This is a genomic window from Pseudomonas sp. MSSRFD41, assembly GCF_014230245.1.
GTDB lineage: Bacteria > Pseudomonadota > Gammaproteobacteria > Pseudomonadales > Pseudomonadaceae > Aquipseudomonas > Aquipseudomonas piscis.
This window is the reverse complement of sequence record NZ_JACKZK010000029.1, coordinates 23,620-47,580: the sequence shown is the minus strand read 5'-3', so window position 1 is coordinate 47,580 and position 23,961 is coordinate 23,620. Positions and strand designations below refer to the sequence as shown.

The following is a 23,961-nucleotide window of genomic DNA, read 5'->3' as shown; positions in this document are numbered from 1 at the left end:
CCGTTGGGTGGCCGGATCATGCCGCACGCCCGATCACGGCTCTGTCGGCTAGGCGACAATCAAGGCGATGCCCTGGGGAAAACACGGTCCATGGATATGCAGCAATGGCGCGAATGCCTGATGGCCGGCCAGTGGTTCAGCCACTTGCCGCCCTCTCTACAGGATAGCCTGCTCGACAATGCCCGCCTGCGGCGGCTGGCGCCGGGGCAGTACCTGTTTCGTCGTGGCGATCCACCCTGCGGCCTGTATGCGGTGGTCGAGGGCGTGGTGCGGGTCGGCGCGGTCAGCGCGCAGGGCAAGGAGGCCTTGCTCAGCCTGATGGAGGCACCCCACTGGTTCGGCGAGATCTGCCTGTTCGACGGGCAGCCGCGTACCCACGATGCCTGCGCCGAGGGTGCCTGCACCTTGCTCCAGGTACCCCAGGCGAACCTTGCGCGGCTATTGGACGAGCAACCCGTCTACTGGCGCCAGTTCGCCCTGTTGATGAGCCACAAGTTGCGCCTGGCCTTCATCAACCTGGAGCAATTGAGCCTGATGCCGGCCCCGGCGCGGGTGGCCAACCGCCTGCTGGCGATGGCCGCCGGTTATGGCGAAGTGACCCAGAGCCGGCGCCTGCTGCAACTGCCCCAGGAACAGCTGGCGCTGATGCTCTCGCTGTCGCGCCAGACCACCAACCAGATCCTCAAGGACCTGCAGCACCAGGGCATCCTGCGGCTGAGCTATGGCGAGATCGAGATCCTCGATGCCGAACGCCTGCGTGCCCTGGCCAGTTCCGTGTAGCCGCTGCCGCAGGCTGCGCACGGCTCGGCACGCGCCGCCATCTGGCGGTGCCTGGTTCCATGCAGGTCAGGGACGGTTCGGGGTCAGCGCAGGCCGTCGCGGAATTGTCCGGGGGTCATGCCGGTCCAGCGCTTGAAGGCCCGGCTGAAGCTGCTGGCGTCGGCGAATCCCAGCAGGTAGCTGATTTCGCTGAGGGAGCAGGCCGGGTCGCGCAGGTGCAGCAGGGCGAGGTTTTCCCGGCACTCGTTGAGCAGGGTGTCGAAGCGCGTGCCTTCGTCCGCCAGGTGCCGTTGCAGGCTGCGCAGGCTCAGGTGCAGGGCCTGGGCCACGCGCTCGGCGGCCGGCTCGCCGTCGGGCAACTGGGCCTCGATCACTTCGCGCACCTTGCGCTCCCAGGTCAATGGCCGTAGCTGCGCCAGGGCGCGCTTGAGCACTTGCTCGTTGTGTTCGGCCAGTTCCGGGTTGGCATCGTCCAGGTGGCTTTCGAAATCCTGCACGCGAAACTCCAGGCAGTCCTCGCTGGCCGCGAAGTGCACCGGGCAGCGGAACACCCGGTGCCATTGGCTGGGGTCCTCGGGCTGCGGCCGCCGCAGGTACACGGCCAGCGGCGCGTATTCACGGCCCAGGCGGCTGCGGCAGGTGCGCACGTGGATCGCGGCGAACGCGTCGATGGCCTCGAACGCCGGCTGCTGGGCGCCTTCGGGCATCTTCAGGACGAAGCGGTAGCGGTCCTGCTCGCGGATCAACTGCGGGACCAGGGCATCGCTGACCACCTGGTGATAGCGCAGGATGCGCTCGAACACCTCGCGCAAGCTGCCGCTGGCCACCAGCGCATACCCCAGGGCGTGGAAGGTGGTGGGGCTGACGAAGCGCGACACCCGCAAGCCGATGGCTGGATCGCCGCTGGCCTGTACCGCCAGTTGCCACAGACGAGTGGTGGCCGACAGCGGATAGCGGGCGTTGGGATTGTCCATCAATTGGGGGTCAAGCCCGGCCTCGCGGCACAGGGCCGCGCTATCCAGGTCCAGGGCATCCAGCTGCTTGCGCAGGGCGCGGGTCCAGCTGGCGAGAGAGGTGGCTTCGGTCATGCGATTGGCGCGTCCGGTCAACAGGTTGGCGTTCACGGCTAGCGCCCAGGGCCAGGGCCCGGGGCAGGATGCACACATCACTGACCCAGAGGATGGAATCATGCAGGGTACTTGCGCAAGCCCCGAACGGATGGACGCACAACAGCGCGCGGCGCACATTCGCGAAGTGGTCGTGGCCCGGGGCGATGAACTGCGCCGGCGCTATCCGCTCCTGCGTCACCAGGACGCCCTGGGCGCGACGATCCTGGCCTTCGCCCTGGCCGGCATGGTCGGCTGCGCCGCGCTCTATCTCAACGGTCACCTGGCCTGGTGGGCCTGCCTGCTGCTCAATGCGTTCTTCGCCTCGCTGACCCACGAGCTGGAGCACGACCTGATCCACAGCATGTATTTCCGCAAGCGGCGGGTGCCCCACAACCTGATGATGGGCCTGGTCTGGCTGGCTCGCCCCAGCACCATCAACCCCTGGATACGCCGCCAGTTGCACTTGAACCACCACAAGGTCTCGGGCTCCGCGGGCGATGTCGAAGAGCGTGGCATCACCAACGGCGAGTCGTGGGGCATCGCGCGACTGCTGATGGTGGGCGACAACATGATCTCGGCCTTCGTCCATACGCTCCATGTGCCGGGCTGGAAGGCCAAGCTCAAGCGTTTCGCCCGGCTGATGGCAGCCTATGCTCCCCTGGCGCAGTTGCACTGGGGCGCCTGGTACCTGTTTCTCGGCTTCCATGGAGCCAATGGCGTCGCCGCGTTGCTGGGCACTTCCATCGAGTGGTCGGCCAGCACCCTGGCGCTGATGCAGGTGATCGACATCGCCGTGGTGGTGATCGTCGGCCCGAACGTGCTGCGGACCTTTTGCCTGCACTTCGTCAGCTCCAACATGCACTACTACGGCGATGTCGAGCCGGGCAACGTGATCCAGCAGACCCAGGTCCTCAACCCTTGGTGGATGTGGCCGCTGCAAGCGTTCTGCTTCAACTTCGGCAGTACCCACGGCATCCACCACTTCGTGGTCAAGGAGCCCTTCTACATCCGCCAGATGACCGCGCCAGTGGCCCACCGGGTGATGGCGCAGATGGGCGTGCGTTTCAACGACCTGGGCACCTTCGGCCGGGCCAACCGGTTTACCCGTAAGGAACAGCAGGCGCCGCAGGCGCTGGGTGCCGAGGCTTGAGGTGTGATGGTTGAGGCCATCGCGGGCAGCCAGGCCGGTAGGCGCTAGGCTTGCCCGCGATGGCGATTGCCCGGCCGCGATCAATCCGGCTGGAACGGCGACTCGCTGAGGATCACCCCGGTCTCGTCCACGTAGCGCTGCCATTCCTGCAACAGGGTTTGCAGCTTTTGCGGGTGGCTGCTGGCCAGGTCGTGGATCTCCCCCGGGTCGCGCCCCAGGTCGTACAACTGCCAGGTGGCCGGGCCCACGGGGCCTGGAATGTACACCGCCTTCCATTGCCCCTGGCGGATCGCCCGGCGGCCGAACAGCTCCCAGCCGGTGACCGTGTGCTCGTCATGCACCTGCGCCGTCTCGCCGGACAGGAATCCCAGCCACGACTTGCCCCGCAGCGGTGCGATATCGCGCCCGCGCCAGCGCTTGCCCGGATGGCGCACGCCGGCCAGGTCCAAGAGGGTCGGGGTAATGTCCATCACCGTGCCGAAGCCATGGCTGACCTGCCCCTTGAGCGGCAGCTGCGGGTAGTGCAGCAACGCCGGCACGCGAATCCCGCCCTGGGTGGTGAAGGCCTTGAACAGTCGCGACGGCGCGGTGGCGGCCTGGGCCCAGGCCGGTCCGTACCAGACATAGGAATTGGCCCGGCCGATATTCTGAAGGCTGTTGTCGTAATGCTGGTCCAGGTAGCTCAACAGCTGCGGGCCGAACTTGGGGAAGGCTTCCAGCAGAGCCCCTTCGGCTCCGTTGTCGGACATGAACAGGATCAGCGTGTTGTCCAGCTGGCCCTGCTGGCGCAGGTAATCCACCACCCGGCCGATGTTCCAGTCCATGCGCTCCACCATGGCCGCATACACCTCCATGGCCCGGGCCGAGCGCTGGCGCTGATCGTCGCTGAGGGCGGCCCACTCGGCGTCCAGGCCGATCAGCGGGTGCGGCTCGACCTGGGCGTCCACCAGCCCCAGGGCCTTGAGCTTCTCCAGCCGTTCCAGGCGCAGGGCCTCGGGACCGGCGTCGTAGCGCCCGCGGTACTTGGCTACGATCTCTTCAGGGGCCTGTAACGGCCAATGGGGTGCCGAGAACGGCAGGTAGGCGAAGAACGGCCGGCTCTGGTCGCGCTCCTTGAGGTATTGCAGGAGCTTGTCGCCGAAGGCATCGGAGGAATAGAACCCCTGGGGCAGCCCGTCGAGGAAGCGATCGTCCTCGATGTACAGCGCCGGGGTGGATTTGAGCAGGCCCGGGGTGTGTTCGTCATAGGTGGGTTCGAAACCATAGTGGTTGGCGGCCCCGGGCAGCAACGCGAACGAACGCTCGAAGCCCCGGGCGTGGGGCGCGCGGTCCAGGGTCAGCCCCAGGTGCCACTTGCCGCTCATCAGGGTCTGGTAGCCGGCTTCGCGCAGCAGCTCGGGCAGGGCCGCCACCCGGTCGTTGAGGTGGCCCTCGTACCCTGGCTTGCCGATCAGCTCCGGGGTCAGGGCCTCGGCCATGGTGCCGATCCCGGCGATATGGTGGTCGGTGCCGGTGAGCAGCATGGAGCGGGTCGGCGAGCAGGTCGGGGCGGTATGGAAGTCGGTCAGGCGCAGGCCGTTGAAGGCCAGGGCATCGAGGTTCGGCGTGGCGATCTCGCCCCCGAAGGCGCCGAGGTCGGAAAAGCCCAGGTCGTCGGCCAGGATCACCAGGAAATTGGGACGTTGCGGCATCGAGTCACTCCTGTTCAGCAAGCAATGAAGGTCAAGGGCAGGTCGCTGATCCGTACCGGTGGCGGGGCCTGGTAGTGATCGTCGCTGGTCAGTTCGTGCAGCAGTTCCTCGCGCAGCTGGTGGAAGTCGAAGCGGCTGCGCTGGCGCGGATGGGGCAGGGCGACCTCGACCACGCGCTTGATCCGCCCCGGGCGTGGCTCCATCACCACCACCCGGTCGGCGAGGAAGATCGCTTCCTCGACATCGTGGGTCACCAGTACCGTGGTGATCCGTGCCCGCTCGCGGATCGCCAGCAGCTCATCCTGCATCTGCTGGCGGGTCAGCGCGTCGAGGGCGCCGAAAGGTTCGTCCAGCAACAGGATGCGCGGGCTGGCCACCAGCCCCCGGGCGATGGCCACCCGCTGCGCCATGCCGCCGGACAGTTGGTGCGGATAGGCCTTGGCGAAGTCCTCGAGGCCCACCAGCTCGATGAAGCTGGCGATGCGCCGTTGGCGCTCGGCGGCGCCCAGGGGCTCGTTGACCAGGCCCAGGCCGATGTTCTCGGCCACCGTCAGCCAAGGGAACAACCGGTGCTCCTGGAACACGATGCCGCGTTCGCTGCCGATGCCGCTGACGGCCTTGCCGTCGACGCGTATCTGGCCACGGAACTCAGTGTCCAGGCCGATCAGCAGGCGCAACAGGGTGGACTTGCCACAGCCGCTGGAGCCGACGATGGCGACGAATTCGCCCTCGGCGATGTCCAGGTTGAATTCGCGGATCGCTTCCAGCTCGCCACCGGCGACGGGAAAGCTCTTGCCTACGTGTTCGAAGCTGACCAAGGGTGCGTTCATGCGTGTCTCCAGCGGGTGGCGTGGCGTTCCAGCCATTGCCCAAGGAAGTTGATAAGGGCGCCGGTCAGGCCCACCAGCAGCATCCCGGCCATGATCAGGTCCATGCGCAGCAACTGCTGGGCGCTGATCATCTGGCTGCCGATCCCACCGTCGGACGGCATGAAGTACTCAGCGCCGATGGTGCCCAGCCAGGCGTAGATCAGGCTCACCCGCAGGCCGGCGAAGATCCCCGGCGCGGCCCCGGGCAATACCAGGCGCCGCAGGCGCTGCCAGAGACCCAGGCGCAACACTTGGGCAGCCTCCGCCAGTTGTGGCGAGAGCTGGGCGACGCTGCGTTGGGTGGCGACGAACAGCGGGAAGAAGGCGGCCAGGGCGACGAAGACCCACTTGGCCAGCTCGCCCAGGCCGAACCAGGCGGTAAGCAGCGGCACCCAGGCGAAGATGGCGATCTGGCGCAGGGCGGCCAGGGTCGGCCCCAGCAGGCGCTCGCTCAAGCGCGACAGGCCCAGCAGCAGTCCCAACCCCAGGCCCAGGCTGGCGCCCAGCAACAGGCCGGCCAGGGTGCGCCCCAGGCTCAGGCCCAGGCCGCCCAGCAGGCTGCCGTCGAGCAGGCCGTCGACGGTGGTGGCCAGCACCGCCAGGGGGCTGGGCAGGATGTTGGCGTCCAGCCACTGGCGTTCGCTCGCCAACTGCCACAGGGCCAGCAGCGCCAGGGGCAGCAGCCAGGGTTGCAGGCGCTGCCAGCCCTGGTGGCGCGGGCCACGGCGAAACTCGGCGGTGGCCGGGTGCGGCCAGTACACCAGCTTGCGGTCCAGCCAGCCGATGCCGCGATCCATGGCCATGCCCAGCACGCCGATCACCAGGATGCAGACGAAGACGATATCCAGCATGAACAGCTGCCTGGCCCAGACCATCAGGTAGCCGATGCCTTCGCTGGAGGCCAGCAGCTCCACCGCCAGCAATGAGGTCCAGCCGGTGGCCAGGGCCAGGCGTACGCCCGCCATGAAGGCCGGCAGTGCGGCGGGCAGCACCAGGCGCCGCAGCAGCAGGATCGGTGGCAGGCGCAGCACGATGGCCGCTTCGCGCAGCCGCGGTTGCGCGTCGCGCACGCCCACCAGGGTATGCAGGGTCACCGGGACCACTACCGCCTTGAGCAGCACCACCAGCTTGAGCAGTTCGCCGATGCCGAAAAACACCATGAACAGCGGCACCCAGGCCAGGGTCGGGATCTGCGCCAGGGCACCGAAGGTGGGAAACACCAGGCGCTCCAGGCGGCGGCTGAAGCCCATGGCGCCACCCAGCAGGGCGCCGATGCCGATCCCGACCAGCAGGCCCCAGGCCAGTCGTTGCAGGCTGATCGCCAGGTGGCTCCAGAGCTCGCCGGCGGCCAGCTCCCGGGCGCTGTTCCAGACCAGTCCCGGCGTCGGCAGGATCTGCTCGCTCATCCACTGGTTGCGGCTGGCCAGCCACCACAGGCCGAACAACCCCAATGGCAGCAACCAAGGCAGCAGGCGGTGGACCGCCGGCCAAGGTTGGCGTGGGTCGGAGGGTGCCCACAGGGGCAGGCTGAGCAGGGAAACACGGGCCATGGGTGACCTCCGTCGTCGGGTGCGGCATGGCATGGGACGGGCCACGTCCAGGCGTGGCGAAACCGATCGCTCCTACAATATGCATTTGTGTTCTATTAATAATCAAATCAATGCTATTGAGCGATAAGAGAGGCCATTTAAGGCTTCCCATCGCCACGCATCCAATGCATTTGGAGAATATTTTCCATGCATTTTCCGCATGTTCCCGGGGGAGCCCCGTACTGACTGGGTTATTTCTTTTTGTTATTAAAATGTGAATTTTTAGTATTTAAATGTCTTGCCCTGCTGGGCCTACCTTGGGCTCCTCAACGCCTTTGCCCTCCAGGAGCCGTCCCCATGAACCTTCCCTTCAAACGTGTGATCAGCCTGTTGGCCGCGCCGGCCCTGGCCGGGCTGCTGGGCTACCTGCCGCTGCTGGCCCAGGCTGGCGAACTCAAGGAAATCCGCATCGCCGTGCCCGACCTCAGCGCCGGTACCCAGCACAGCTCGGGCGGAGTGGTGGATGTGCTGCGCCACCAGCAGATCCTGGAGAAGGCCTTCGCCGACCAGGGCATCAAGATCCAGTGGAATTTCTTCAAGGGCGCAGGGCCGGTGATCAACGAAGCCTTCGCCAATGGCCAGGTGGACCTGGCCTACCTCGGCGACCTGGCGGCCATCATCGGCAAGTCCAATGGCCTGGATACCCGCCTGCTCAGCGCCACGGCCCGTGGGGTCAAGCATTACCTGGGGGTTGCGCCGGGATCGGGGATCAAGACCCTGGAAGATCTCAAGGGCAAGCGCGTGGCGGTGTTCCGTGGCACCGCCACCCAATTGTCGTTCGATGCGGCCCTGGCCAGCCGTGGCCTGAGCGAAAAGGACCTGAAGGTGGTCAACCTCGACTTCAATGCCGCCGTGGCGGCGCTGGCGGCTGGGCAGATCGACGCCTCCTGGGGCAGCACCGGGCTGTCCGCCCTGCGCAGCAAGGGCCTGGCCGAACTGCCCTTGAGCACCAAGGACCTGGGCGACGCCGGCAGCGTGCAGGCGGTGCTGGTGGGCTCGGGCAAGTTCGTCGACGAGCATCCCGAGGCGGTGGAAAAGCTGCTCAAGGCCCAGCAACAGGCGGTGCAATGGCTGACCCAGGACAGCAACAAGGAAGCCTATATCCAGCTGGTGTCGGGGCTGGCCAGCTATCCACCGGTGATTCTCCAGGACGACCTCAAGGACCAGCGCCTGAGCGAGATCTTCCCCTCGACCCTGGACCCGGTGTTCCTCGGCCGGTTGCAGGATTCGGTAGACCTGGCGGCCAAGCAGCGGCTGATCCGCAAGCCGTTCAAGGTCAGCGAGTGGGTGGCGCCGCAACTGGCCGCCGCCGGCCTGTAGCGCCCGGTCGCAGCCTCGCGCTGCTCGTCAGCGGCTACAGGGCGATGGCGACTTGCTGCTGGTCCACGCTCACCAGCACTTCGATCATCTTGCGGGCCGCTGGCGACAGGCGAAAACCACTGCGGCTGACGATGCCGCAGCGGGCGTTCAGGCTGTCGATGTTCTGCGGCAGGTTGCGCCAGTGCAGCAGGGCCAGCGAACCCTGGGCGATATCCTCGGCGAACGCCTCGGCGGTGCCCACGCCAATGGCATTGGACTGGCGGACGATCTTCACCAGCGCCGGGAAATGCTCGGTCTCGATGGTCGGTGAAAAATCGATGCGCCCGCTCAAGTTGGCCAGCAACTTGCGAATGCCCGGCGGGATCAGGGTGGTGGCCAGGGGGTAGTCGAACATGTCGTTGGTGGACAGGCTCTCCTTGGCCAGCAACGGATGCCCGGGACGGCAGAAGAACACCCCGCGCTTGGGCGTCAGGGCCTGGGTCTGGTAGTTGGGATCGGCCTCGAAGTGGCGGATGTCGGCGATGAAGAACTCGATCTCCTCGCGGTTGAGGCTGCGGCTGAGTTTTTCCCAGTTATCCACGGCAAAGCAGGTGCGCACCCGCGGGTGGGCGCTGGTGAACTGCGCCACGGCGTCGGGCACCAGCTTCACCGCGGGCGCCGGGCCGCAGCCGAAGCGCACCTCGCCGGCATCGAGCTTGGTCATCTGCGTCACTTCACTGCTGAGCAGGGCCGCACCCTGCACCAGGCTCAAGGCATGCTGCAGCACCACCTGGCCCTCGGGCGTGGGGCGCAGGTCCTTGTTGCCCCGGTCCACCAGCACGCAACCGAACTCCTGCTCCAGGCCCTGGATACTGCGGCTGAAGGCCGGCTGGGTGATGCCCATGGCATCGGCGGCGCGGACAAAACTGCGGTGCTCGTTGAGGGCGATGAAGTAACGCAATTGGCGAAGATCCATATGCTTTCCCGGCATCCGAAAAATAGCTCGAAGGCATTTGCGACGAGTGAGGAATGAGGTTTTAAATGCAAGCTCTTATTCCGTCAACGAAGCATGTATTTATCTATTAGATCTAAAGTGAATATAGATAGAGCGTTGTTTCGCGGCGGTTCCTACCGTGAGCAGTCCACCGAGGGTGTCTTCGATGAGCAATGCCGCTTTAGCTGTCAAACCCGTTGTCCAGGCCCTTGAAATCCACCCAGTGGCCGGCCGCATCGGCGCCGAGATCCGTGGTGTGCAACTTTCCGGCGAGCTCGATGCCGCCACCGTGCAGGCCATCGAGCAGGCGCTGGTGCAGTACAAGGTGATCTTCTTCCGTGGCCAGACCCACCTCGACGACCAGAGCCAGGAAGCCTTCTCCCACCTGCTGGGCGAACCGGTGGCCCACCCCACCGTGCCGGTACGCGACGGCACCCGCTACCTGATGGAGCTCGATGGCGCCCAGGGCCAGCGGGCCAACTCCTGGCACACCGACGTGACCTTCGTCGACGCCTACCCCAAGGCCTCGATTCTGCGCTCGGTGGTGGCCCCGGCGTTCGGCGGCGACACCGTGTGGGCCAACACCGCCACCGCCTACGACGAGCTGCCGCAAGAGCTGCGGGCCTTGGCGGATCAGCTGTGGGCGGTGCACAGCAACGAGTACGACTATGCCTCGGTCAAGCCCGACGTCTCGGCGGAACGGCTGGAGCGCTACCGCAAGATCTTCACCTCCACGGTGTTCGAGACCGAGCACCCGGTGGTCCGCGTGCATCCCCAGAGCGGCGAGAAGAGCCTGGTGCTGGGGCATTTCGTCAAGCGCATCAAGGGCTATTCCCAGGCCGATTCGGCGCACCTGTTCAACCTGCTGCAAAGCCATGTCACGCGCCTGGAGAACACCGTGCGCTGGCGCTGGAACGCCGGCGACGTGGCGATCTGGGACAACCGCTCGACCCAGCACTACGCTGTCGACGACTACGGCAGCCAGGAGCGCGTGGTGCGCCGGGTGACCCTCAAGGGCGACGTCCCGGTGGGCGTCCACGGCCAGCGCAGCCAGACCACCAAGGGGGCTTGAACGCCCTCGACGGTTGCAGGTCACCACCAACCCTGTCGCGGCCGAGCGTGCGAGGCTGCGCAGGGCCCGAAGGCCACACAATCGCCGCAGCGGCTTCGGGACGGTGGCGGATTGGCGTTTTTTTCGCGGGCAAGTCGGATCGCCGCCCGCTCGCTCCTACGCAAGAACGCGTATGCCTTTGGTAGGAGCGAGGCTTGCCCGCGATGAGGTCCTTGAAGTCAGCGCCTCACCACACACCGATCTGCACCAGCTTCTCCGCCTCCGGCTCGCCATAACGAAACCGCTGCCCGCGCAAGTCGATCTCGGCGTGGCTGATGGTGGTCCGCCGCTTCAACCCGCGCAGCCATTCCAGCAGGTAGCCCAGGTGTTCTTCGCGCACCGGCGCATAGGCCGGATCGGCCCCCAGATCGTGCAGTTCCTGCGGGTCGTTCTGCAGGTCGAACAGCTGCGGACGGAAGCCGTCGTAGGCCAGGTACTTCCAGCGTTCGCTGCGCACCATGGTCATGCGGCAACGGTCGATGGGCTGGCCCAGGCGCTCCCGGGCCGGGGCCTGGAAGGCATAGTCGTATTCGCTGATGGCGTAGCGGCGCCAGGGCGGCATGGCGCCATGCAGCAGCGGGATCAGCGAGCGGCCCTCCAGGCGGTGCTCGGCGCCCGGCAAGCCCAGGGCTTGGAGGAAGGTCGGCAGGGCATCGATGGTTTCCACCAGGCGCGCATCCACCGTGCCCCGGGTGCCGTGCGCCGCAGGCCGTGGATCGCGGACGATCAGCGGCACGCCCACCGCCGGCTCCAGCAGGAATTCCTTTTCCCCCAGGTAGTGATCGCCGAGGAAGTCGCCATGGTCGCTGGTGAAGACGATCAGGGTGTCGTCCCAGCGTCCGCTGCTGTGCAGCACATCGAACAGCCGGCCGAGCTGGTCGTCCACCTGCTTGATCAGGCCCATGTAGGTGGGCACCACGTTGGCGCGCACCTCGTCGCGGGAGAAGTTCAGGCTTTCTTCGTGCTGGCGGAAGGCCTGGTACACCGGGTGGTCGCTGGCTTCCTGCGGCGCGGCCCGCACCGGCGCCAGTACCTGCCCTGCACCGTAGAGCGCGTGGTAGGGCGCCGGGGCGATATAAGGCCAGTGCGGCTTGATGTAGGACAGGTGCAGGCACCAGGGACGCTCGCCTTGTTCGCGGATGAAATCGATGGCGCGGTCGGTGGTGTAGACGGTTTCCGAATGCTCTGCGGCGACCCGCGCCGGCAAGTGCGCGTGGCGCATCTGCCAGCCGCTGAGGATCTGCCCCTGCTCGCCGGCTGCGGCGTTGGCCCAGTCATGCCAGGGGTTGCGCCCGGCGTAGCCACGCTCGCGCAGGTAGTGGGTGTAGGGCGCGGACTCGCGCTTGTCGTCGAACAGCGGGTCGTCGGGGTAGATGCCGTCGTGGCGGAACCAGGGCTCGAAGCCTACTTCGTTCAACTGTTCGGCCTGGGGGCTGTCGGCGGCGATATCCAGCCGCTGCTGGGCATCCAGGTTGGGCGTGGCGTGGGTCTTGCCCACCAGCGCGGTGCGGATGCCGTGGGGGCGCAGGTAGTCGCCCAGGGTCAGTTCCTCAAGCGGCAGGGGCACGGCGTTCCACGCCACCTGGTGGCTGCTGACGTAGCGCCCGGTGTAGGCCGACATCCGCGACGGGCCGCAGATGGTGCCTTGGGTGTAGGCGCGGCTGAAGCGCACCCCGGCGGCGGCCAGGCGGTCGATGTTGGGGGTGTGCAGGTGCGGGTGGCCGTAGCACGACAGGTAATCCCGGCGCAGTTGGTCGCACATGATGTAGAGCACGTTGCGCACGGGTTGGGGAGTAGGGGACATGGGCTTCACCGATCGAAAGACAGGTGAGGGTTTTCGCCTTCGCCGGGGGATGCCGGCAAGCGCATTTGCCGCATGCTTTTCATGCGGGTTATGCATGGGCCTTGAGGACGCCATCGCGAGCAAGCTTCGCTCCTACACAAGCGTGCGCAATCTTCCTCTGTAGGAGCGGAGCTTGCCCGCGATTGGGCCGGATCAGACCGCGAAGTTCTCCAGCGAGCACAACTCCTCATCCTGTGCGTCGAGGTGCTTGATCTCCTCGATCATCGCCTGGGCCAGCGGCGACAGCCGATACCCGGCGCGGCTGACGATGCCGTAGCGGGTGTAGAGCTCCTCCAGGTCGTCGGCCAGCCCCTCGATTTTCAGGCACACCAGCTCGCCCTTGGCCTGGTGCAGGGCATCGCTGTAGGAGCCGACGATGCCGATGGCGTCCGAGCGCAGCACCACCCCCAGCAGGCTGAAGCTGTTCTCGCATTCCACATTGGGCGTGAAGTCCGGCTTGCCACTGAGATCGACGATGACCTTGCGCAGGTTCGGCGGGCGGATGGTCACCGCCAGCGGGTAACTCATCAGCTCGCTGGCGCTGACGCTGTCACGCCCGGCCAGGGGGTGGCCGGCGCGACAGCAGAAATGCCATTTGCGTGGGCGCAGGCGCTGGGTCAGGTAGTCCGGGTCGGCCTCGAAGTGCCGGGTGTCGGCGACGAAGAACTCGAACTCCTCGCACAGCAGGCGCTTGCCCAGGCTCTGCCAATCCTCCACTTGGAACTGCACCCGGGCCTTGGGGTAGCGCCCGATGAAGCTGCCGATGGCCCGGGGGATCAGCCCGGCCGCCGGTGCCGGGCCGCAGCCGAAGCGCAATTCCCCGGCTTCCAGGCCATTGAACTGGCTGATTTCGTTGGCCATCTGCTGGGCGCCGCTGACCAGCCGCCGCGCGTGTTCCAGCAGCAGTTGGCCCTGCTTGGTCGGCGCCAGGTCCTTGCGCCCACGGTCCACCAGCTGGCAACCGACGCTGTGCTCCAGCGCCTGGATGCTGCGGCTGAAGGCCGATTGCGAGAGGTTCACCGTGGCCGCGGCCGCGACGAAGCTGCGCTGCTCGGCGAGGGCGATGAAGTGGCGGAGCTGGCGCAGGTCGATATGCATTTTTCACATAAAAAATATCGGGGAAATGCATTGGCTATGCATTAGGTCGACTCCTTATAAAGGCAATCTCTTATGCAGTAAATCTTTGTAAAAACATAAATAAATAACTTTAGAGAATATGCGAGCTGTATGTTTTCTGACCAGGAGCCGCCCATGAGCCCGTTGTCCATCGCTTCACCCCTCACGCCTCGGCGGCTCAAGCGCCTGCCCCTGGCCCTGTTGCTGGCCGGCAGCGCCAGCTGGACACCGACCTGGGCCGAAGAGGCCCCGGCGCCGGAAACCGCGCCGGCCAAGAGCAGCGCCAACAAGGCCAAGGCCGACGACGGCCAGTTGCAGACGGTGACCGTGACTGCCCGGCGCCGCGAGGAAAGCTCGCAGAACGTGCCCACGCCCATGAGCGTGATCGGCGGCCAGGCCCTGGAGAGCCAGCGGGTCTATCGCATCCAGGACCTGCAACAGCTGGTACCCAGCGTCAACGTCGCCTACATGCATGCGCGCCAGTCCAGCGTGTCGATCCGCGGCCTGGGCAACAACCCGGCCAGCGACGGCCTGGAAGGCAGCGTCGGGCTGTACATCGACAACGTCTACCTGGGGCGGCCGGGAATGGCGGTGTTCGACCTGATGGACATCGAGCAGCTGGAAGTGCTGCGTGGTCCCCAGGGCACCCTGTTCGGCAAGAACACCACCGCCGGGGTGATCAACATCAGTACCCGCGCGCCGAGCTTCACCCCCGAGCGCAGCATCGAGACCTCCCTGGGCGAGGATGGCTACTTCCAGACCAAGGGCACCCTTTCCGGGCCATTGACCGATGAGCTGGCCGGGCGTTTCTCGGCCTATCGCACCCGCAGCGGCGGCGATATCAAGAACGAGCACGACGGCCACGACCTCAACGGCGGTTCGCGCCAGGGCTTTCGCGGCCAGTTGCTGTACAAGCCCAACGAGAGCTTCAACCTGCGCTGGATCGGCGACTACAACGAAGAGGATTCCAGCGCCGGCACCCGGGTGCTGTACAGCACCGGGCCGACCATCAACGGCAGAAATGTCTATGAGTCGCGCGCGGCGGCGGCCGGCGCGACCCTGGTCAACGGCAGCCACCGCAAGGTCAACCTGGACAACGACCAGCACGTCACGGTGTTCCAGGGTGGCACCTCCCTGGAGGCCAACTGGACCCTGCCCAGCGACTTCACCCTGACCTCGGTCAGCTCCTACCGCTGGTGGAACTTCACCCCGCGCAACGACGATGGCCTCAACGTGCCGGCCACCTACAACGCCGGGGTCTCGGTGGAAGATAAGCAGTGGTCCCAGGAGTTTCGCCTGGCCTCGCCCAGCGGCGGGTTCTTCGACTACGTGCTGGGGGCCTACTACTTCGGCTCGGACCTGGATAACAAGTCCTTCGCCTACTACGGGCCCAAGGCCGATATCTGGAACGGTACGCCCACCGGGGCGCTGAACGACGTCACCAGCATCGGCAAGGGCAAGATCCGCACCGACAGCTTCGCCCTGTTCGCCCAGGGCACCTGGCACCTCACCGAGCGCCTGGATTTCACCGCTGGCCTGCGGGGCACCTACGAGGAAAAAACCGCCTCGGTCGGCCGCGACGCACCGTTGGGTGGCGTCGCGGTCACCGGTGCCGCGGCCAATGCCCGGCGCGGCCGGGCCGGGGCCTACGATTCCGGCGACCTGAACCAGTACAGCACCAGCCCTTCGGGCCTGCTCAACCTGAGCTACCGCTTCAGCGACGACCTGCTGGGCTATGCCACCTTGTCCCACGGCGAGAAATCCGGCGGGGTCAACCTGGCGGTAGGCTCGGCGCCCACCGCCGGCGCCGACTCGTTGCTGATCGGCACCGAGCGCGCCAACAACGCCGAGCTGGGCTTCAAGAGCACCCTGTGGGACCGGCGCCTGCAGCTCAATGCCAACCTGTTCTGGACCCAGGTCAACGGCTACCAGACCAACGCCTACGACTATGGCAACCGCGTGCAGTACCTGACCAACGCCGGTTCGGTGCGCTCGCGCGGGGTCGAGGTGGAAAGCACCCTGGTGCCGCTGCGCGGCCTGACCCTGAACCTCAACGGCTCCTACAACGACGTGCGCTACCTGTCCTACAAGGATGCCCCATGCCCGCCGGAGGTCAGCTTGCGTCCCGGGGCGCCGGCGTCCTGCGATCTCACCGGGCACCAGGTGGTGGGCGCCTCGAAATGGATCGCCAACGCCAACGGCGAATACAAGTGGAACCTGGATAACGGCCTGGAGGAATACGTCACCGCCAGCTATGCCTTCCGTTCCAAGGCCGTGGGCACGGTGGAGGATTCCCAGTACGGGCAGATCCCCAGCTACGCCGTGGTCAACCTCTCCACCGGCCTGCGGGGCAACTACGAGCAGGGCCAGTGGGACGTCTCGCTGTGGCTGAAGAACGCCTTCGACAAGACCTACTACACCACCCTCTGGACCGGCGGCAACGGTGGTTACGAGGGTCTTTTGGGCACGCCGCGAACCCTGGGCGTGACCGGTCGCTACGACTTCTGAAGTCCGCTTTCGCACCTGGCGCCGGGACTGTCGGCGCCTTTCAATCCGAACAGGAGTGCCTGCCATGCCACGCGCCACAACCCCCTTGGTCTTGTTCACCACCACCTTGCTGGCCGGAGCGCTGCACGCGGCGCCCAGCGTCTACCCCACCGGCGTGACCCGCTACGACCCGGCCAAGGCCTATAACCAGTACGTGATCTTCAGCGGTGCCGACAAGCAGACCCACTTGATCGACATGAACGGCAACGAGGTCAGGAACTGGCCCCAGGCCGGTTTTCCCTCGGCCATCATCGACCCGCAACTGGTGGGCGGCGAGCGTGGCCGGGTGCTGTTGCAGCTCAAGGACAAGGACCCCGGCCCGCTCGGCTCGGCGGGCAACGGCCTGGGCAACCAGAGCGTCGGCGAGCTGGACTGGAACGGCAAGCGGGTCTGGCAATGGGGCGACCAGGCCCCGGGCGGCGCGGCCCAGCAGCACCATGACCTGCGCCGGTTGAGCAATGGCAACACCCTGGTGCTGGCCAACAAGGTGCACAAGGTGGCGGGCTTCAAGGTGCCCCAGGTGATCGATGATGCGATCTACGAAGTCAGCCCCGACGGCCAGGTCAAATGGCAGTGGCTGGCCTCCGAGCACCTCAAGGAGTTCGGTTTCACCCCCGCCCAGTTGCAATTGGTGCGCGGCACCAGCAACCCGGACTACCTGCACATCAACAACCTCAGCGTGGTGGGCCCCAACCGCTGGTTCGACGCCGGTGACAAACGCTTCGCCCCGGACAACCTGCTGATCGATTCGCGCAACGCCAACTTCATCGCCATCATCGACAAGCACAGCGCCAAGGTGGTCTGGCGCCTGGGGCCGAACCTGGCGCCGATCGAGCCCAAAAGCGCCGGCAAACTGCCGCGCCCGGTGGACCAGTTCGTCGGCCAGCACGATGCCCATATCATTCCCGCCGGCCTGCCGGGGGCCGGCAACCTGCTGGTGTTCGACAACCAGGGCACGGCCGGCTACCCCTCGGTACCCCTGGGGCTGATCGCCGGCTCCCGGGTGCTGGAGATCGATCCGATCAAGCGTGAAATCGTCTGGCAATACAGCGCCGCCAGTTCCAGGCAACCGGGCTGGGCCTTCTACAGCTCGTTCATCAGCAGCGCGCGGCGCCTGCCCAACGGCAACACCCTGATCGACGAGGGCATGAACGGGCGTTTCTTCCAGGTCACCGCCGCTGGCGAGATCGTCTGGGAATACGTCAGCCCCTACCTGGGCAAGGCCCCGGGCAGCGAGGCGGTGAGCAACTGGGTGTATCGTGCGCTGCCGGTGAACTACGACTGGGTGCCGGAGGGTACGCCGCGTTCGCAAACCGCCGTGCAGGCGCCAGAGCCGCAGTTGAAACAGGCCAGCGCCGGGATCTGACCCCGCAAGCTCGCCCCTGGCGAAGGCGCCTGCCCGCTCAGAAGTAGAAGTACAGGCCGGTGTCCCGCTCCAGGGCCAGCCGATTCAGGGCGATCAGCCTGTGGATAAGTTCATCCCCGGCGGTCGCGGCCTGGGTGAGGATCGCCAGCGCCGTGGCGAGGTCGGCCTGGCCCTGGATCGAGGCGTCTTCGTAGTCGTCGATCAGGATGCCCAGGGCGCGGTTCAAGCTCGGCAGCAGGTCGCTGCGAGACAGGCTCGCCCACTGCTCTGGGGACAGGGCCAGTTCCTCCAGGTCGCCCGGCCGGCACTGGTCCAGGTCCAGGCGTTGCAGGGCGCCCTGGCTGGTGGGTACGACTATCCATCTACGCGGTGTGTTCATGGCTGCCACAACTCGACGAAGGCCTGGAAGTCGGCGGCCACCGGGTAGCGGTTGGCGCTGTCGGGGTCGAAGATTTCCACCGCCACGCGCGGGCTGTTGAAGTCCAGGCAGATCAGCAAGCCGCCGGCATCCCGGGCAATCGCCAGGCTGCCGGCGGCGAGCCCTGGCACGCGGCCAGGGCTGGCGTACCAGAGCAGGGTCCAGGGGGCGTCGTTCAGGCTGAAAGCGAAGAATTCGCTGATGCAGGCGTAGCCGTTGCCATAGGCGAAGGTGCCGATTCCTGGCGTGGCGGCCTCGGCGTAGCGCACCAGTTCCAGGTACAGCGGCGGTAACTCGACGCCCAGGCGTTGCTGCACCTGGGCGATCAGGTGTTCGTCCACCGTCGATCCGGGTTCTATTTCCCAGGCGTTCCAATCCAGGGTCATGCTCGACATGCACCTTGTGCTCAAGGGCCGTGCCCGCCGATGGGGGACGGCATCGAGGGGCGATTGTAGGCGCGCCGCCTGGTGCGCGGTAGGCGCTTATTTGCAGCTCTGGCCTTCGGGCAGGGTCACGCTGTAGTGGCGCTGGACCCGGTTGCGAAAGTCCAGGTTGTCCAGGCTCTCCTGCACCAGCAAATCCTCGATCTTGGCGTCCTGGCAATCCTCGTTATAGGACGAGGCCCGCAGTACGAACACCGTGCGCCGGCTCTGCTCGTCCTTGGCCTTGATGTTGAAGGTCGAGAGGGTGGTGTAGGCGGTGCGCTCCGAGGAGCCGACGGCGCGGTAGGACATGGTCGGGGTGCTGGTGCACACGGTCTGCTGGTGCTTGCCGGGCATGCACGTGGTCTTGGTACTGCTGGGCACCGAGGCGTAGTCGGTGGCGGTGTAGCGGTAGCTGGTCCTTTTGCTGCCCACATCCAGGGCGATGTTCAGGCGAAACGGTGGATGATCCTTCGGCAATGCCGACTCGGTATACACCTTGGTGAAGCCCATGCCATGCAGGGCGGCGACCATGTCGCGCAGGTAGTAGCTGGCCTTGAGGGCCTGGGCATCCTTGGCGCCGTTGACGGTCACCAGTACCGGGGCGTGGCGATCGAAGTAGTAGTCTTGGGCTGGGGTGGCGTCGATCGCCACGTCGAGTTTATTGGCGCAGCCGGTCAACAGGGAGACGAGCAGCAACAGCGGGTAGAGCAGAGTACGAGTCATGAGTCAGCCAGTGGATAACAGGAGGGCTTGGAACAGGCTTTAACGGTCTGGACTCGAGCAAACACACGCGAAGGGGGGAGACGCAGTCTCAGTCTGCCTGGTACTCCAGCAAGTCGCCGGGTTGGCAGTCGAGTGCGGCGCAGAGTTTGTCGAGGGTCTCGATTTTCATCCCCTTGACCTTGCCATTTTTCAGCAACGACAGATTGGCCTCGGTAATGCCCAGGATGGCGGCCAGCTCTTTCGAGCGAATCTTGTTTTTAGCCATGACAACGTCAAGCCGAACGATAATGGTCATCTCATTGGTCTATATGTAGTGACTGTGCTCATCACTGAGGATTTTCGCGTCGCGCATGATAATGGAAAACGAGCACAGCAAGATTCCTTTGACCACTTCGTACGCGGCGTAGGACGAGAAGCCAGCGGAGATCTGCAGGATGCGTTCGCCGGGCGGCAGGTCGATGGACAGGGCCAGGCCTTGCAGGGTCTCCATCATCGGGAAAGTGGCCGGGGCGATGATCCATAGCATGCCTACGCGCCAGAGGATGCGGATGTTGCGATCGCTCCAGGTTTCTCCCCGGGACAGGCGCATGAAGAACACCCCGGTCAGCCACAGGGCGAAGCTCGACAGCAGCAATGGCAGGAAGTCCAGGATCACCAGCAGGGCGAAGCTCAGGGTGGAGGGCTTGAAGTCGGCTTCCAGCAGGCGTGGCCAGTGTTCGGCGAAGACCCCGAGCAGGGCGCCCAGGACCTGGTCCTTGCTGTAGATCCAGAGCCCGGCGTTGCCGCCGATTTCCACGATGCCCATGACCCAGGCCAGGATCGCGGCCAGCATGCCGACCCGGCGTAACCGGTATTGGGCAGAACCATTGTTTTGGAGGGGCATCGGGTATTCCTTGCAAAGCTGTGGGGGTGACGGATTATTGATAAATAATTATCGAATTACAATAATTTATTTCCCCTAATATTTCCCCGCGCTCCAACGTTTATTGCTTTGGCCCACTCCATCGAGTCCCGGCCGGTGGCCGTTGTTTGCTGTTCATCGGTGACCTGCCGCAGCGCGTTGCTGGTGTTGCGGGCGCTGCGCGCCCGGTCGCAGCCTCGCTGCGCTCGACAGCGGCTACAGGGTTGCGTGTAGCCGCTGGCGCAGGCTGCGCACGGCTCGGCACGAGCCGCCCGATGGACCCGGCCCCAGGCTCATGCGGCGTGTGCGGCGGTGTCGAAACGGGCACTGGGCTGGTAGCTGGACGGGCTGAAGATGCGGGTCAGGAGCAGCATCGCCACGGCACCGGCGACCAGCACCCACCAGGCGCTGGTGAACTCGCCGGTGACCTGGCGCAGCCAGCCGGTGAGCCAGGGCGAGACGGCGTTGAGCAAGAACCCCACGCCCTGGACGAAGGCCGCCAGTTGCCCGGCCGCCCGGGGATCGCGGCGGTGGTCCAGGGTGAGGATCAGGCTCAGGCCGAAGCAGGCGCCCAGGCCGAAGCCGATCAGCGCCACCCACAGGTGCGGTGCTTGCAGCGGCCACAGCACCAGGCCGAGAAAGCCCAGGGCCTGGGCGGTGAGGCTGATGCCCAGCAGAGGCCGACGGTCGACGCTGCGTTGGGCCAGGGCTGGCATCAACAGCGCGGCGATGACCTGGAACACGGTCATGAACGCCAGCAACGAACCGCTCAGCGTGGCGCTCCAGCCCATCTGCAGGTAGTAGGCCGGGAGCCAGGCCACCATGCTCATGTAGCCGCAGTTCACCAGGCCGAAGTACAGCGCCAGCAGCCAGGCCCGGCGGTTGCTCCACAGGCTGTCAGTCACGGATCGGGCACCCGGGCGGCGGGCGGCGCCCAGGGGCAGGCAGGTCCACAGCATCAGGGCCGCCATGGCCGGTAGCAGCCAGACTCCCAGGCCCATCCGCCAGCTGGCGAAGTGCAGGGCCACTTGCGGGCTGAGCAGTGCGGCGAGCCCGCCACCGCCCATCAGCGAGGCCGAATACACGCCCATCGCCAGGGCCACTCGATGCTGGAATTGGCGCTTGATCAGCGCCGGCACCAGGGCCTGGATCAGCGCGACGCCGGCGCCGCCCAGCAGGGCGGAAGCCAGCAAGGCTGGTGCCTGGCCGAAGTACAGGCGCGCCAGGCAGGCCAAAAGCACCAGCAGCAGGCCCAGGGAAACCCCGTGGCGCTCTCCCAGGCGCGCTTCGATGCGCACACCCAGCAGTGCCACCAGGCCCATGCAGATCACCGGCAGGCTGGTGAGCCAGGCGCTGCTCTGGAAACTCATGCCGGTGGCTTCGCGGATCTGTCCCAGCAGCGGGCTGACCGAACTGAGGATCGGCCGCAGGTTGAGCCCCAGGCACACCAGCAAGGCCCAGCCGGCGAAGGTCTTGAACGCTGGTTCAGTGCGCGGCATGACGGTCTTGCCAATCCTGGTAGATAGCCTGCATCGCCGCCTGTGGCAGGTGCTGCACCAGTAGGCGCTGGGCGGCCAGGGGCAGGCCCAGTTGTTCGTAGATCGCCGCGGTGGACAGGCCGAACGGCGCCGCCTGTTGGTTGCTGGCGGCGAACACCGCCCGGGATATGCCGCACAGGTGCATGGCCGCCAGGCACATCGGGCAGGGCTGGCCGCTGGCGTAGATCACGCAGCCGTCCAGGCGCGGGCCCAGTTGCTGGCTGGCGCTGCGGATCGCCAGCAATTCGGCGTGGGCGGTGGGGTCCTGGCTGAGGTGGATTTCGTTGACCGCCTCGGCCAGCACCTGGCCGTCGCGTACCAGCAAGGCGCCGAAGGGCCGGCCGCCCTGCTCGACGTTGCGTCGGGCCAGGGCCACGGCTCGTTCGAGGAAGTGTTGATCGTTATGCATGCAAGTCTCCGGCGTGCACTGCGCGAGCTCAGGAAGCCCCGGCTTCGCGCAGCAATTTGGCGATGGCCTCCTGGCCGCGTTGTTCGGCATGGCGCAGGGGGCTGATCCCGGCGCGGTCCGGCAGGTTCAGGTCGGCGCCGGCGGCGATCAGCCGGCTGACGATGCGCTGGTGCGCCGGGCCGCCATCGGAGAGCAGGATCGCCTCCAGCAGGCAGGTCCAGCCCAGGCGGTTGACGTGGTCCAGGTCGACCCCGGCGGCGATCAGCAACCCCACGGTGGTTTCGTGGCCGCGCTCGCAGGCCGGGATCAGCGCCGTGCCGCCGTAGCGGTTGGTGCTCTTGAGGTCGGCGCCATGGGCCAGGGTCAGCTTGAGGATCTCGTCGTGGCCGCTGGCCCCGGCCAGCAGGTAGGGGCTGTCTTGCATCAGGTTCTTGCGGTTGACGTCGGCGCCGGCCTCGATCAGCGCCCGGGCGATCTCCACCTGGTTGCCGCGGGTGGCCAGCAGTAGCGGGCTGCTGCCATCCGGGTCCCGGTCGTCGAGCGGCGCGCCCTGGGCGATGAGCTCGCGTACTGGCTGCAACTGTCCGTTGCGTACTGCTTCGAGCAATGCATTGTCGCTGGCCATTACCCCTCCCGCCGTGAGCAGGCCGGCGGCCAACAGGCCGCGTTTGAAGGACCGGTTGAACCCCATGCAAACCTCCCGTTCCGACTGATGAGCGACGAGTATGGGCAAGCCCCTGGGTATTCTGAAATTAAATATAATCATGCCAATCAGTGGCTATCAGAATGGTTTGGCGATGTTCGATCCCGTGTTGTTGCGCAGTTTCGTGGCAGTCGCCGACTGCCAGAATTTCACCCGCGCCGCCGAGCGCCTGCACCTGACCCAGTCCACCGTGAGCCAGCAGGTTCGACGCCTGGAGCAAAGCCTGGGCTGCCAGTTGCTGGACCGCGACCAGCGCCTGGTGGCGGCGACTGTAGAGGGCGAGCGGTTGCTGGCCTATGCCCGGCGCATCCTGGCGCTGCACGAAGAGGCCAGCGACGTGCTGATCAACCAGCGCAGTGAAGAAGTGCTGCGCCTGGGCGTGCCGGAGGACTATGCCGCCGAGCGCCTGATGCCGTTGCTGTCACGGTTTGGCCGCGACTACCCGGCGGTGCGCCTGGAGGTCACTTGCGGCCTGGGGCCGGAGTTGCTGCGCCAATACCGGCGTGGCGAGTTCGACCTGTTGCTGGTCAAGCAGATGGGCCATGGCGACGACTGCCTGGATTCCTGGCCCGAGCCGTTGTGCTGGGCCGATAGCCTCCGGCAACCGGCCTTCGGGCGCGAACCGCTGCCGCTGGTGGCCTTTCCCGTGGGGGGCTTGTACCGCCAGGAAATGCTCCACCACCTGGAAGTGGGCGGTTGGCCCTGGCGCATCGCCTATTCCAGCGCCAGCCTGGCCAGTGTCTGCTCGGCGGTGGGCGCGGGCCTGGGGATCAGCCTGTTGCCGGTACGGGTGCTGGGCAAGCAGCACCGCATCCTCGATGCCGCCAGCGGCCTGCCGGATATCCAGGGCGTGCGCCTGGCCCTGTATGCCGGCAGCGGCTTGAGCCGGGCAGGCAAGGCATTGCAGGAGCAGTTGCGCGTGCTGGCGGCCGGAAAGTTATAAGTTGCCTTGGCGTGGATATGGCCTGTAGGGGGCGTGCTGGACTCTATAGCTATTTGATTAGTTGTAACTCAAGTTTGTCTTGGGCAACTTTTTGGGTGCCGGCCATGCTGGTTTCGTGAGTTCTTCTTGAACTTGCTTCATTGGAAGAAACCTTTAACTGCATAAGGAAACCTGCATCATGTCGAGCATCAATGGCACCTATGCAGACTCCAACGCCGACGCCCGCCTGGTCGTGACCGATGGCAACGACGCCAACGGTTCGTTCAGCGGAGAGTTGACCCAGGCCTGGGCGCTGTTTTCCGCCGATCACAACTACGCTCGGTTGCGTGCGTCCGGAGCCCGCAGCAACTTCAGCGGTGATGTGGTCGGCCTGAGTGGTGAATTCCTCAAGCAGTAACGAGTTCGATAACTGACAGCCGCTGGATATCCGCTAGTCG

Annotated in this window: 23 protein-coding genes; 8 read left to right on the top strand and 15 right to left on the bottom strand. The window is 66.0% G+C overall.

All coding sequences use genetic code 11. The annotated features are described in order from the left end of the window. The first annotated feature begins 90 nt into the window (after positions 1-90). Complete coding sequence (locus tag H7A76_RS28345; protein WP_185701585.1) at positions 91-780, top strand: Crp/Fnr family transcriptional regulator; 690 nt, start codon at positions 91-93, stop codon at positions 778-780. Between the two features lie 83 nt (positions 781-863). On the opposite strand, the gene H7A76_RS28340 is transcribed toward H7A76_RS28345, so the two are convergent. Further along, the gene (locus tag H7A76_RS28340; protein ID WP_185701598.1) at positions 864-1,868 is read right to left on the bottom strand and encodes an AraC family transcriptional regulator; all 1,005 of its coding nucleotides are present in this window, start codon (positions 1,866-1,868) and stop codon (positions 864-866) included. Between the two features lie 100 nt (positions 1,869-1,968). On the opposite strand from H7A76_RS28340, the gene H7A76_RS28335 reads away from it, so the two are divergent. After that, positions 1,969-3,039, top strand: a complete 1,071-nt coding sequence (locus H7A76_RS28335) for a fatty acid desaturase (RefSeq protein WP_185701584.1) — start codon at positions 1,969-1,971, stop codon at positions 3,037-3,039. An 80-nt stretch (positions 3,040-3,119) separates the two neighbouring features. Here the strand turns inward: H7A76_RS28335 and H7A76_RS28330 are convergent, their stop codons facing one another. The 3 genes from H7A76_RS28330 to H7A76_RS28320 are packed head-to-tail and all read right to left on the bottom strand — an operon-like array spanning position 3,120 to position 7,149. After that, positions 3,120-4,730, bottom strand: a complete 1,611-nt coding sequence (locus tag H7A76_RS28330) for an arylsulfatase (protein ID WP_185701583.1) — start codon at positions 4,728-4,730, stop codon at positions 3,120-3,122. Between the two features lie 14 nt (positions 4,731-4,744). Then, complete coding sequence (locus tag H7A76_RS28325) at positions 4,745-5,560, bottom strand: ABC transporter ATP-binding protein (protein ID WP_185701582.1); 816 nt, start codon at positions 5,558-5,560, stop codon at positions 4,745-4,747. Continuing rightward, positions 5,557-7,149 carry an ABC transporter permease gene (locus tag H7A76_RS28320; protein ID WP_185701581.1) on the bottom strand — a complete coding sequence of 531 codons (1,593 nt, stop codon included), beginning with the start codon at positions 7,147-7,149 and terminating at the stop codon, positions 5,557-5,559. Before H7A76_RS28320 ends, H7A76_RS28325 begins: the two co-directional genes overlap by 4 nt. Positions 7,150-7,485: 336 nt before the next feature. Here H7A76_RS28320 and H7A76_RS28315 point away from each other — a divergent pair, with 336 nt between their 5' ends. Then, positions 7,486-8,508, top strand: a complete 1,023-nt coding sequence (locus H7A76_RS28315) for an ABC transporter substrate-binding protein (RefSeq protein ID WP_185701580.1) — start codon at positions 7,486-7,488, stop codon at positions 8,506-8,508. A gap of 34 nt (positions 8,509-8,542) precedes the next feature. On the opposite strand, the gene H7A76_RS28310 is transcribed toward H7A76_RS28315, so the two are convergent. Beyond that, positions 8,543-9,463 (bottom strand): LysR family transcriptional regulator, encoded by a 921-nt coding sequence (locus tag H7A76_RS28310; protein WP_068580077.1) that lies wholly within the window; start codon positions 9,461-9,463, stop codon positions 8,543-8,545. A 184-nt stretch (positions 9,464-9,647) separates the two neighbouring features. Here H7A76_RS28310 and H7A76_RS28305 point away from each other — a divergent pair, with 184 nt between their 5' ends. After that, the gene (locus H7A76_RS28305; protein ID WP_185701579.1) at positions 9,648-10,553 is read left to right on the top strand and encodes a TauD/TfdA family dioxygenase; all 906 of its coding nucleotides are present in this window, start codon (positions 9,648-9,650) and stop codon (positions 10,551-10,553) included. A gap of 226 nt (positions 10,554-10,779) precedes the next feature. Here H7A76_RS28305 and H7A76_RS28300 read toward each other — a convergent pair whose 3' ends face one another. Then, entirely contained in the window at positions 10,780-12,396 is a 1,617-nt protein-coding gene (locus H7A76_RS28300) for an alkaline phosphatase family protein (protein ID WP_185701578.1), read from the bottom strand. A 192-nt stretch (positions 12,397-12,588) separates the two neighbouring features. Then, positions 12,589-13,533, bottom strand: a complete 945-nt coding sequence (locus H7A76_RS28295) for a LysR family transcriptional regulator (RefSeq protein WP_185701577.1) — start codon at positions 13,531-13,533, stop codon at positions 12,589-12,591. A 153-nt stretch (positions 13,534-13,686) separates the two neighbouring features. Between H7A76_RS28295 and H7A76_RS28290 the strand changes: the two genes are divergently transcribed. Further along, positions 13,687-16,059: a TonB-dependent receptor gene (locus H7A76_RS28290; RefSeq protein ID WP_185701576.1), complete on the top strand. Its 2,373-nt coding sequence runs from the start codon at positions 13,687-13,689 to the stop codon at positions 16,057-16,059. A gap of 64 nt (positions 16,060-16,123) precedes the next feature. Then, the gene (locus tag H7A76_RS28285) at positions 16,124-17,464 is read left to right on the top strand and encodes an aryl-sulfate sulfotransferase (protein ID WP_185701575.1); all 1,341 of its coding nucleotides are present in this window, start codon (positions 16,124-16,126) and stop codon (positions 17,462-17,464) included. 37 nt (positions 17,465-17,501) lie between these two features. Here the strand turns inward: H7A76_RS28285 and H7A76_RS28280 are convergent, their stop codons facing one another. From H7A76_RS28280 to H7A76_RS28245, 8 genes are all read right to left on the bottom strand, one after another. Further along, positions 17,502-17,843: a hypothetical protein gene (locus H7A76_RS28280; RefSeq protein WP_185701574.1), complete on the bottom strand. Its 342-nt coding sequence runs from the start codon at positions 17,841-17,843 to the stop codon at positions 17,502-17,504. Further along, positions 17,840-18,268, bottom strand: a complete 429-nt coding sequence (locus H7A76_RS28275; protein ID WP_260498100.1) for an SMI1/KNR4 family protein — start codon at positions 18,266-18,268, stop codon at positions 17,840-17,842. Before H7A76_RS28275 ends, H7A76_RS28280 begins: the two co-directional genes overlap by 4 nt. A 96-nt stretch (positions 18,269-18,364) precedes the next feature. After that, positions 18,365-19,030, bottom strand: a complete 666-nt coding sequence (locus H7A76_RS28270) for a hypothetical protein (protein WP_185701572.1) — start codon at positions 19,028-19,030, stop codon at positions 18,365-18,367. An 88-nt stretch (positions 19,031-19,118) separates the two neighbouring features. Further along, entirely contained in the window at positions 19,119-19,325 is a 207-nt protein-coding gene (locus H7A76_RS28265; RefSeq protein WP_022643915.1) for a helix-turn-helix domain-containing protein, read from the bottom strand. A 9-nt stretch (positions 19,326-19,334) separates the two neighbouring features. Further along, positions 19,335-19,913, bottom strand: coding sequence for a hypothetical protein (locus tag H7A76_RS28260; RefSeq protein ID WP_185701571.1), 579 nt, complete (start codon positions 19,911-19,913; stop codon positions 19,335-19,337). A 311-nt stretch (positions 19,914-20,224) separates the two neighbouring features. Continuing rightward, positions 20,225-21,430 (bottom strand): CynX/NimT family MFS transporter, encoded by a 1,206-nt coding sequence (locus H7A76_RS28255; RefSeq protein WP_185701570.1) that lies wholly within the window; start codon positions 21,428-21,430, stop codon positions 20,225-20,227. Continuing rightward, positions 21,417-21,878 carry a nucleoside deaminase gene (locus H7A76_RS28250; RefSeq protein WP_185701569.1) on the bottom strand — a complete coding sequence of 154 codons (462 nt, stop codon included), beginning with the start codon at positions 21,876-21,878 and terminating at the stop codon, positions 21,417-21,419. The genes H7A76_RS28255 and H7A76_RS28250 overlap by 14 nt, the downstream gene beginning before the upstream one ends. Positions 21,879-21,906: 28 nt before the next feature. Then, the gene (locus H7A76_RS28245; protein ID WP_185701568.1) at positions 21,907-22,569 is read right to left on the bottom strand and encodes an ankyrin repeat domain-containing protein; all 663 of its coding nucleotides are present in this window, start codon (positions 22,567-22,569) and stop codon (positions 21,907-21,909) included. A gap of 106 nt (positions 22,570-22,675) precedes the next feature. Between H7A76_RS28245 and H7A76_RS28240 the strand changes: the two genes are divergently transcribed. Further along, complete coding sequence (locus H7A76_RS28240) at positions 22,676-23,524, top strand: LysR substrate-binding domain-containing protein (RefSeq protein ID WP_185701567.1); 849 nt, start codon at positions 22,676-22,678, stop codon at positions 23,522-23,524. A gap of 178 nt (positions 23,525-23,702) precedes the next feature. Continuing rightward, positions 23,703-23,921 (top strand): hypothetical protein, encoded by a 219-nt coding sequence (locus tag H7A76_RS28235; RefSeq protein WP_185701566.1) that lies wholly within the window; start codon positions 23,703-23,705, stop codon positions 23,919-23,921. Positions 23,922-23,961: the final 40 nt, after the last annotated feature.